The 9667-nt window shown below is 61.8% G+C and carries 9 protein-coding genes; 6 read left to right on the top strand and 3 right to left on the bottom strand.

The window, feature by feature from the left end:
* Positions 1-584: LysE family translocator (locus LXM94_RS18200; RefSeq protein ID WP_235772889.1), on the bottom strand; the 584-nt coding region annotated here is incomplete at its 3' end.
* A gap of 123 nt (positions 585-707) precedes the next feature.
* On the opposite strand from LXM94_RS18200, the gene LXM94_RS18195 reads away from it, so the two are divergent.
* Positions 708-1616 carry a LysR family transcriptional regulator gene (locus LXM94_RS18195; RefSeq protein WP_235772888.1) on the top strand — a complete coding sequence of 303 codons (909 nt, stop codon included), beginning with the start codon at positions 708-710 and terminating at the stop codon, positions 1614-1616.
* 323 nt (positions 1617-1939) lie between these two features.
* Here the strand turns inward: LXM94_RS18195 and LXM94_RS18190 are convergent, their stop codons facing one another.
* Positions 1940-2548, bottom strand: coding sequence for a hypothetical protein (locus tag LXM94_RS18190; RefSeq protein ID WP_235772887.1), 609 nt, complete (start codon positions 2546-2548; stop codon positions 1940-1942).
* Positions 2545-3735 carry an AAA family ATPase gene (locus LXM94_RS18185; RefSeq protein WP_235772886.1) on the bottom strand — a complete coding sequence of 397 codons (1191 nt, stop codon included), beginning with the start codon at positions 3733-3735 and terminating at the stop codon, positions 2545-2547. The genes LXM94_RS18190 and LXM94_RS18185 overlap by 4 nt, the downstream gene beginning before the upstream one ends.
* 500 nt (positions 3736-4235) lie before the next feature.
* Here LXM94_RS18185 and LXM94_RS18180 point away from each other — a divergent pair, with 500 nt between their 5' ends.
* The 5 genes from LXM94_RS18180 to LXM94_RS18160 form a co-directional block, all read left to right on the top strand.
* The gene (locus LXM94_RS18180; protein ID WP_235772885.1) at positions 4236-5396 is read left to right on the top strand and encodes an ABC transporter substrate-binding protein; all 1161 of its coding nucleotides are present in this window, start codon (positions 4236-4238) and stop codon (positions 5394-5396) included.
* A 236-nt stretch (positions 5397-5632) separates the two neighbouring features.
* Positions 5633-6631: an ABC transporter ATP-binding protein gene (locus tag LXM94_RS18175; RefSeq protein ID WP_235772884.1), complete on the top strand. Its 999-nt coding sequence runs from the start codon at positions 5633-5635 to the stop codon at positions 6629-6631.
* Positions 6628-7578, top strand: a complete 951-nt coding sequence (locus LXM94_RS18170; RefSeq protein WP_235772883.1) for an ABC transporter permease — start codon at positions 6628-6630, stop codon at positions 7576-7578. The genes LXM94_RS18175 and LXM94_RS18170 overlap by 4 nt, the downstream gene beginning before the upstream one ends.
* Positions 7568-8383 carry an ABC transporter permease gene (locus LXM94_RS18165; RefSeq protein ID WP_235772882.1) on the top strand — a complete coding sequence of 272 codons (816 nt, stop codon included), beginning with the start codon at positions 7568-7570 and terminating at the stop codon, positions 8381-8383. Before LXM94_RS18170 ends, LXM94_RS18165 begins: the two co-directional genes overlap by 11 nt.
* A gap of 104 nt (positions 8384-8487) precedes the next feature.
* Positions 8488-9667: gamma-aminobutyraldehyde dehydrogenase (locus LXM94_RS18160; protein ID WP_235772881.1), on the top strand; the 1180-nt coding region annotated here is incomplete at its 3' end.

Here is a 9667-nt window from a genome sequence, read left to right as displayed (position 1 = left end):
CCGCCCGCGCGCCGCATCAGCCGCTGCAGGCGGCCGGACTGTCTCAGACGGCGCATCACGGCGCCGGCAAGCAGCACGCAAACGAGGTCGGCCGAGGAAAACATCGCATTGACGATGGCGCCGAGAACGGCGAACTGGAGCCAGACGGGAACGCCGCTCGACATGTCGGTGAACTGGGGAAGGAACGCGACGAAGAAGATCGCCGTCTTCGGGTTCAGCACCTCGACGGCGACGCTTTCGACGAAGGCCCTGCCCGCGGATTTCGGCCCGGCCAGCGGCAGCGCCTCGTCGGCCGGCCCGCCGGTGCGGAACAGCCGGATGCCGAGGAAGACGAGATAGGCGGCGCCGGCGAGCTTGACGGCCGTGTACAGGATCGGCACCGCATGAAAGAGCACGGACAGGCCCGCGGCCGCCGTCAACACATGCGCATAACCGCCGACATGGATGCCGAGCACGGCCATCAGGCCGGACGTTCGCCCGCGTGCCATCGTCTGCGCGGCGGCGTAGAGCATCGCCGGGCCTGGCACATAGGCGAAGATCGCGGTTGTCGCCAGGAAGACGATGAACATATCCGTTGTAAGCATCTCTGATTCCACTCCCGCCGGCACTGCCCGCCGCGCCACGGTTAGACAATGCATTCGGCCGCAAGGCAAGCGTCGCGCCGCCGCCGTCTTGCGTGACGCGCCTCCGCGCGATTAACTCCCGCCATGGCCTTCACGCTTCGCCAGTTGCAGTATTTCGTCGCCGTCGCGGAACAGGGCTCCGTGACGCGCGCCGCGCAGCACCTGTCGATCTCGCAATCGTCGATCACCGAGGCGATCCAGGAGCTGGAATCCGACCTCGGCGTCGCGCTCTTCGACCGGCATCCGCGCGGACTGGCGACGACGCACAACGGCCACCAGTTCCTGCGCCATGCGACGAAGATCCTTGCCGATGTCTCGGATGCGCGCCGCTCGTTCTCCGACAACCGGCAGGCGGAGAAGGGCCAGCTCAATCTCGGCGTCACGTCGCTCGTCGCCGGCTACGTGCTCTCCGACCTGCTCGCCCGCTACCGCCGCGCCTTTCCGGGCATCGAGGTCAGCGCCATCGAGGACAACGGCTCCTATCTCGAACACCTGCTCGTCGGCGGCGAGCTCGACGTCGCCGTCATGGTCATCTCCAACCTGCGCGACCGCATGGCGCTGCAGGCCGAGATCATCGAGACCTCGCCCTACAGGCTCTGGCTGCCGATCGGCCATCCGCTCGTCGCCGCCGACATCATCTCGGTGGACGACATCGCGAAGGAACCGCTGATCATGCTGACGGTGGACGAGATCGAGGAGAACACCGGCAAGCTGCTCTCCGCACTCGGCGCCCGCCCCCACGTCGCCTTCCGCACCCGCTCGGTGGAGGCCGTGCGAAGCCTCGTCGCCACCGGCGCCGGCATCGCGCTGCTGCCCGACCTCGTCTACCGCCCCTGGTCGCTCGAAGGCGATCGCCTCGAAAGCCGCGACGTCTCCGGCGCGCTGCCGGTCGTGCAGGTCGGCATGGTCTGGCGCAAGGGCTCAAGCCTGCCGCAGGCGGCGCGGGATTTCGTCGGGCTGGCGGAGGCGCTCAGGAGTGGGCGGGGGCGGTAGGGTTTCGCTGCCGCGACTATTGGCCTTTCCGGGGATGTCCGCTTCGGGGCTGGCACGGGACACATGCGGGGTTTGGGAGCCGAACCACCAAGGGCACAGTCAATTGGGTCTTGCCCGCCGATCTTTTAAGGCCCGAAGCTGCCGCCGCCAGCGCCTACACTAACGTCGAATTTCGGGAGGGCGCGATGGAAGCTTCAGGTCTGGTTGAGATCAATGTAACGGGCCAGGAGGCTTTAGCGCAACGAGCTGGTTGTTTAGAACGCAAATTTTGCCGTCACAATCATGCCTTACGTTGGGATACTTTCTGACCGTGCGCCCAACAGTTATGAAGCTTCCCGCCGAATGGCCGCTATCCGTTCGACCGCTCGATGAAGGCTGGCGTTCCGTTGGGCAGCACCACTAAAGTCCCAATGCTCCCTAGCAAATCGGCTGAGGAATGCATTGTAACCGAGGCCGACCTTGGCGGTGCCATTTGGTAGCAGTTCAGCCCTTGCTTGACGGTTTCCATGCTGTCTAACGCAACGTAGCAGGTACTCTTTCGGATCGGCGACTTGTGTCTTGTCCGACAGCGCATGAGTCGGTACTCCGAGGTATTTGCTTAAGTTGCCGTGATCTGCCAGCAGCCATGCTTCGACTTCAGTCACCGCGATATTGAAACTCATTTTGTTTGGAAGTGGTTCAGTCAGTTTGGCGTAGTCAATCCAACTTTTTCTGAGAGCCGGTGGGCATCCTGCACGGTCGAGGTCGGTTAAAATGAACACATGGTAATGCTGAGCGAGTGTGCAGTAATTTTCGAATTTTTTCTTTATCCAGCCGAGCCCACCTTGGCTTGACTGAAGCTCTGTCAAATACACCTCGCCAAGTAAGTCGTGGAGCAGGCGAACAATGACGGCTCCACTCAAAGGATCCTCGACGCAGTAGTAGGCAATCATAGATCAAGCTTCATCTGCATACCCAGAGGGACACCGCGTGCGTGCGGAAGTACTACCTCAGCAGGAGAGAGGCCAACCGACAAAGCGGCGTTTTCAGCTTCATTTACCTTTCTAGTACTTGAGCCATCGTCTGACGGCTCGATGACGATTATACCATCTGAATCAATCCCAGGATTCGAGAGAAGGGCGGAGCTGTGAGTAGTGATGAAGACTTGCCGTCCAAAACCACCCGACCTCCGACGTCGTACAGTGTCTATTAAATACGACAATTGCCGTACGACTTCTTCGTTAAGTGAAAGCTCTGGCTCCTCAAGTAGCAATGGTGATTCTCCCGTTTCTTGCAGCAGCCAAAAAAGCGCTATCAATCTAAGAGTTCCATCGGAAAACTGATCTTCTCTTTGTCGCGCACCGCGCGGACGATGATGCTTAAATTTTATTTCTAGATGTGGCCTACCAGTGACATCGTCTTTTAGAAATTTCAAGTCTTCCATTTGCGGGACTACTGATCTTAATGCCTTTTCTATCTTCTTCAGCCGAGAATTCCGTGTTCTCTCCTGCGTTGCGGAGACACGCAACAAAAATTCTTGTCCAAATGGGTCATCTTCAAGAGTTCTTCCACTAATTTCGTCTCCAAATTTGAGAAGCTGAGGAACTAGATGGTAATATGTTATTGATCCAAAGAACTCCGCCAGAGCGCGAAATTGCTTATTGCTATTAACCTGCTCAAGATAGGTTTGCTGACGCTGGTCCTCGTCTCGACTATCTTCGGAATTTGGGCGTTGTAGTAAGTTCGTTTTTTCGCCATTATGACCAATACGATTCACGATCTCTTTCGTGATGAATGCGCGACGGCTCTTTTCAAACCCGGAGCTCGGAATATTGAAACCTACAATATAATTCCAACCGCCCAATCCCTCTTTATCGACAACATCGATATCGATCAGAACCTCTGTATCTTTTCGTGCATGCAAGCACCGAATTTTCGAAATTCCGCCCCGTCCCTCAACAGCTTCTTGAAGTCCACCGCCTTTCGATTTTCCAAGATCGCGAAGGAACCGCATCACGTCAAGAAAGTTGGATTTTCCTGACGCGTTTGGTCCCAACAGGTAAACGACATCCGAGACATCTTTTACCTCGGCACTTCGGAAATTCCGCCAATTCTTGATTTTAATTCTCGATATACGCAAGACGATGGCCCTTTGAGTTACTCAGCCAAACCTACACAGCCTCAGCCACTTCTACAATCCAGCTTGTGGACACGGCACGCCAATCAATGTGGCACCGGCCAGCAGCAAGGAAGGGAGCGTGGTCGACGTCGGTCAAATACATGATGCATCTGCTGACTTTTTTGCACTCGCTTGCGGTCGCAAATCCGCCGTCTCTTTCTGACTTATGCCGGTTTGCCAGGGCATGCTTCCGAAAGCAAACGTTTGAAATTACCATAGCGAACTCCCGCTTCCCGCCTCTTTCCAGACCTTCTGTCAAATTGCGGCGAGTGGCTGCTTTCGAGAAACGCGGCCAGAAGGCCGAACGACCAACTCGAGGGCGCAATGCGAACATCCGCTTGGCATTCGGAAAAACCGATACCTCCTTTCTGATTAATGAATTTGCGAAAGCGGCGAAAGCGCGGCACCTTTTTCTCCGGGAACAATACCGCCGGAATGGCGGATCAAACCGGGAGACTGACATGAAGCGATTCCTGCATTCCTGCACCGCGCTCACCCTTTCGCTCGCCTTTGCCACCTCGGCGCTTTCCCAGGAGCCGCTGAAGGAACTGGGCGCCGGCGAGGGCGCGCTTTCGATCGTCGCCTGGGCCGGCTATATCGAGCGCGGCGAGACGGACAAGAATTTCGACTGGGTCACCGAATTCGAGAAAACCACCGGCTGCAAGGTCTCGGTGAAGACCGCCGCCACCTCCGACGAAATGGTCGCGCTGATGAACGAGGGCGGCTTCGACCTCGTGACCGCGTCGGGCGACGCGTCGCTTCGCCTCGTTGCCGGCAAGCGGGTCCAGCCGATCAACACCGACCTCATCCCGAGCTGGTCGAGCATCGACGAGCGCCTCCGCGACGCGCCCTGGCACACGGTCAACGGCGTGCACTATGGCACGCCCTATGTCTGGGGCCCGAACGTCTTGATGTACAATACCGAAGCCTTCAAGGACGCGCCGCCGACCAGCTGGAAGGTGGTGTTCGAGGAGATGACGCTGCCGGACGGCAAGTCGAACAAGGGCCGCATCCAGGCCTATGACGGCCCGATCCATGTGGCGGACGCCGCCAACTACCTGATGGCCCACAAGCCGGAACTCGGCATCAAGAGCCCCTATGAGCTGAACGAGGAGCAGTACAAGGCGGCGCTCGACCTGCTTCGCGTCCAGCGCACGCTGGTCGGCCGCTACTGGCACGACGCCTTCATCCAGATCGACGACTTCAAGAACGAGGGCGTCGTCGCCTCCGGCTCCTGGCCGTTCCAGGTCAACCTGATGAAGGGCGAGAAGCTGCCGATCGCGTCCACCTTCCCCGAGGAAGGCGCCACCGGCTGGGCCGACACGACCATGCTGCACGCCGACAGCGAACACCCGAACTGCGCCTATATGTGGATGGAGCATTCGCTCTCGCCGAAGGTGCAGGGCGACGTCTCCGCCTGGTTCGGCACGGTGCCCTCGGTGCCGGCCGCCTGCAAGGGCAATGCGCTCCTGACCGACGAGGGCTGCGCCAACAACGGCTACAACGACTTCGAGAAGATCAAGTTCTGGAAGACGCCGGTCTCCAAATGCGAAAGCCAGGGCGAGTGCGTGCCCTATCACCGCTGGGTGTCGGATTATATCGGCGTGATCGGCGGGCGGTAGGCGCGGCCTTTCTTCTCCCCTCGAGGGAGAAGAAGCGATTTCAACATCTTAGCTTCAGCTAAGTGTTAGAAATCGCAGTTGAGGGGGAAGGCAGGGTCGCACCCCCTCACCAACAAAATCTGAGGTTTAGCCTCCGGGCGTGCGCCCTCCGGCTAAGCCCTCGATTTTGTATCCTCTCCCTCAAGGGGAGAGGAGACGAGTCTCCCCGCCCCGATCCCAACACCCGGAGCCCATGAATGACCGCCGTTCTCTTCCAGTCCGTGTCCCGCCATTTCGGCAGCGTGCGCGCCGTCGACAGCGTGGATCTGGCGGTGGCCGAGGGCGAGTTCTTCGCGATGCTCGGGCCGTCCGGGTCCGGCAAGACGACGTGCCTGCGCCTGATGGCGGGTTTCGAGCAGCCGACGGCCGGGCATATCGAGATCTTCGGCGAGACGGCGGAGGGCGTGCCGCCCTACAGGCGCAACGTCAACACGGTGTTCCAGGACTATGCCCTCTTTCCGCATCTCTCGATCCTCGAAAACGTCGCCTACGGGCTGATGGTCAAGGGCGTGGCGAAGGCCGAGCGACTGAAGGCCGCCGAGGAGGCGCTTGCCATGGTCAAGCTGCCGGGCTACGGCGCCCGCCGGCCGGGCCAGCTCTCCGGCGGCCAGCGGCAGCGCGTGGCGCTCGCCCGTGCGCTCGTCAACCGGCCGCGCGTCCTGCTGCTCGACGAGCCGCTCGGCGCGCTCGACCTGAAGCTGCGCGAACAGATGCAGGAGGAACTGAAGGCGCTGCAGAAGTCGCTCGGCATCACCTTCGTCTTCGTCACCCACGACCAGGGCGAGGCGCTGTCGATGGCCGACCGCATCGCCGTCTTCAACGACGGAAAAATCCAGCAGCTCGGCACGCCGGAAGAGGTCTACAAGCGGCCGAAGACGCGTTTCGTGGCGGATTTCGTCGGCTCCTCCAACGTGCTGCCGCCGGGTGTCGTCGGCTCGCTCGGCTTCGGCCGGACCTTCGCCAGCCTGAGGCCCGAGGCGATCGCCATCGGCGAAACGGGGCCGGGCCGCAAGCAGGTGTCGGGCCGCGTCGTTTCGACGAGCTTTCTGGGTGCCGCGAACCGCGTGACGGTCGAGGCCGCCGGGGGGCGCATCGCCGCCATGCTGCCGGCCTCCGTACCCGTCCCGGTCGAGGGCGACACCGTCACCCTCTCCTTCCTGCCGGAAGACCTGCACCCGATGGAGGGCGACGCATGAGCGCGATTGCCGAAAGCGCCATCCTCGCCCGCCGCGACAGTCCCTCCGGCCGCCTGTCGGATTTCTTCTGGCGCAACCCGAAGATCCTGCTTCTCCTGATGCTGACGCCGCCGCTCCTCTGGCTGGGCGTCGTCTATCTCGGCTCGCTCTTCGCGCTGCTCTTACAGAGCTTCTTCGCCATCGACGATTTTTCCGGGCTGGTGACCTACGAGTTCACCCTTTCGACCTACAAACAACTGCTGATCCCCTCGAATTTCGACATCATCCTCCGGACCGTCGTGATGGCGGCGCTGGTGACGCTCGCCTCCGCCGTCATCGCCTTCCCGATCGCCTATTATGCGGCGCGTTATGCGAAGGGAAAGTGGAAGGCGATCTTCTATCTCGGCGTCATGCTGCCGCTCTGGTCGAGCTATCTCGTCAAGATCTACGCCTGGAAACTGATCCTCGCCAAGGAGGGCATCGTCACCTGGGCGCTCGAAAAGGTGAACCTGCTCTGGCTGCTCGACGCCTGGCTGGCGCTGCCGGTCATCGGCGGCACCTCGCTGTCGATCAGCTATACCGGCACCTTCATCGTCTTCATCTATGTCTGGATGCCCTTCATGATCCTGCCGATCCAGGCGGCGCTCGAGCGCGTGCCGGGCAACCTGATCGAGGCCTCGGCCGATCTCGGCGGCAGCCCGGCGCAGACCTTCCGCCACGTGCTCTTTCCGCTCGCGCTGCCCGGCATCGTCGCGGGCTCGATCTTCACCTTCTCGCTGACGCTCGGCGACTATATCATCCCGCAGATCATCGGCTCGTCCAGGCTCTTCATCGGCCAGGCGGTTTATGCGCAGCAGGGCACGGCCGGCAACATCCCGCTTGCCGCCGCCTTCACCGTCGTGCCGATCGTCATCATGGGCCTCTATCTCTGGATGGCCCGGCGCATGGGGGCTTTCGATGCGCTCTGACCGCACCGCCTCCTCCCCCCTCGGGCTCAAGATCGCCGCCGGCGCCGGCCTCGCCTTCCTGCACCTGCCGATCCTCTTGATCTTCCTCTATGCCTTCACGACGGAGGAAAAGAGCTACCAGTTCCCGCCGCCCGGCCTGACGCTCAAATGGTTCGCCGTCACCTGGAACCGGCCGGACGTCTGGGAGGCGCTGACGCTTTCCGTCAAGGTCGCGTCGATCGCCACCGCCATCGCGCTGGTGCTCGGCACGCTCTGCGCCGCCGCCGTCAGCCAGACGAAGTTCTTCGGCCGCGAGACGATCTCGCTCATCGTCATCCTGCCGATCGCCCTTCCCGGCATCATCACCGGCATTGCGCTGCGCTCGGCCTTCTCCTTCGCCGACATCCCCTTCTCGTTCTGGACGATCATCCTCGGCCACGCCACCTTCTGCGTCGTGGTGGTCTACAACAATGCGGTCGCCCGTTTCCGCCGCGTCTCCGGCTCGCTGATCGAGGCCTCGATGGACCTCGGCGCGGACGGCTTCCAGACCTTCCGCTACATCGTCCTGCCGAATATCGGCACGGCGCTTCTCGCCGGCGGCATGCTCGCCTTCGCGCTCTCCTTCGACGAGGTGATCGTCACGACGTTCACGGCCGGGCAGCAATCGACCCTGCCGATCTGGATGCTGGAAGAACTGGTGCGGCCGCGCCAGCGGCCGGTGACGAATGTCGTCGCCATGGTCGTCGTGCTCGTCACCTTCCTGCCGATCCTGGCCGCCTATTACCTCACGCGCGACGGCGACCAGGTCGCCGGCGGTGGAAAATGAATTCGAGCGAACAGGGAGTAGCGAATAGGGACAAACTGCCTGCATAGCCGGCCAGCCCTATTCGCTACTCGCTATTCGCCCCCCTGACCAACGGAGGACATGCCATGGACACTGAGATGCTGATCGGATCGCGCTTCGAGGCGGGCACCGAGACGGAGGAGAAAATCCTCAACCCGAAGACCGGCGCGACGATCCTCGACCTGCCGGAAGCCTCGCACGCGCAGATCGACGCGGCGGTGGATGCGGCCGAAAAGGCCTTCGTCTCCTGGTCGATGACGACGCCCGCCGAACGCTCCGGCTATCTCCTGAAGATCGCCGACGCCATCGAGAAGGACGCGGGAGCCTTCGCGGCGCTGGAATCGCTGAATTGTGGCAAGCCGATCAATGCGGCCCGCAACGACGAACTGCCGGCAATCGTCGATTGCTGGCGCTTCTTCGCCGGTGCCATCCGCTCGATGCAGGCGACGGTCGCCGGCGAATATCTGCCGGGTTTCACCTCGATGATCCGCCGCGACCCGATCGGCATCGTCGGCTCCATCGCGCCGTGGAACTACCCGCTGATGATGATGGCCTGGAAGCTGGCGCCGGCGCTGGCCGGCGGCAACACCGTCGTCTTCAAGCCCTCCGAGCAGACGCCGCTGACGGCGCTGAAGATGGCGAAGCTCTTGGCCGACATCCTGCCGGAGGGCGTCGTCAACATCGTGCTCGGCCGCGGCGAGACCGTCGGCAACACGCTGATCAACCATCCGAAGGTCAGCATGGTCTCGATCACCGGCGACATCGCCACCGGCAAGAAGGTGCTGGTGGCGGCCGCCAGGACGGTCAAGCGTACCCATCTGGAACTCGGCGGCAAGGCGCCGGTCATCGTCTATGACGATGCCGACCTCGCCGCGGTGGTTCAGGGCATCCGCGCCTTCGGCTATTACAATGCCGGCCAGGACTGCACCGCCGCCTGCCGCATCTATGCTGAGGACGGCATCTACGAAAAGCTCGTCGCCGACCTCTCCTCCGCCGTCTCGACCATCCGCTACAACGACCCGGACGATACGACAAACGAGATCGGCCCGCTGATCTCGAAGCGCCAGCGCGACCGCGTCGCAAGCTTCGTCGAGCGGGCGGCCGAGCTGAAACATGTCGAGATCACCACCGGCGGCCGGGCGGGCAGCGACGAGGGCTATTTCTTCCAGCCGACCGTCGTCGCCGGTGCGACGCAGGACGACGAGATCGTGCGCCGCGAGGTGTTCGGCCCGGTCGTCTCCGTCACCCGCTTTACGGAGACCGAAC

This window comes from Rhizobium alarense (genome assembly GCF_021555155.1).
In the GTDB taxonomy this organism is placed as follows: Bacteria; Pseudomonadota; Alphaproteobacteria; order Rhizobiales; family Rhizobiaceae; genus Rhizobium_D; species Rhizobium_D alarense.
Note: the sequence above shows the minus strand (reverse complement) of the source record. Positions and strands in the feature narration are given on the sequence as shown.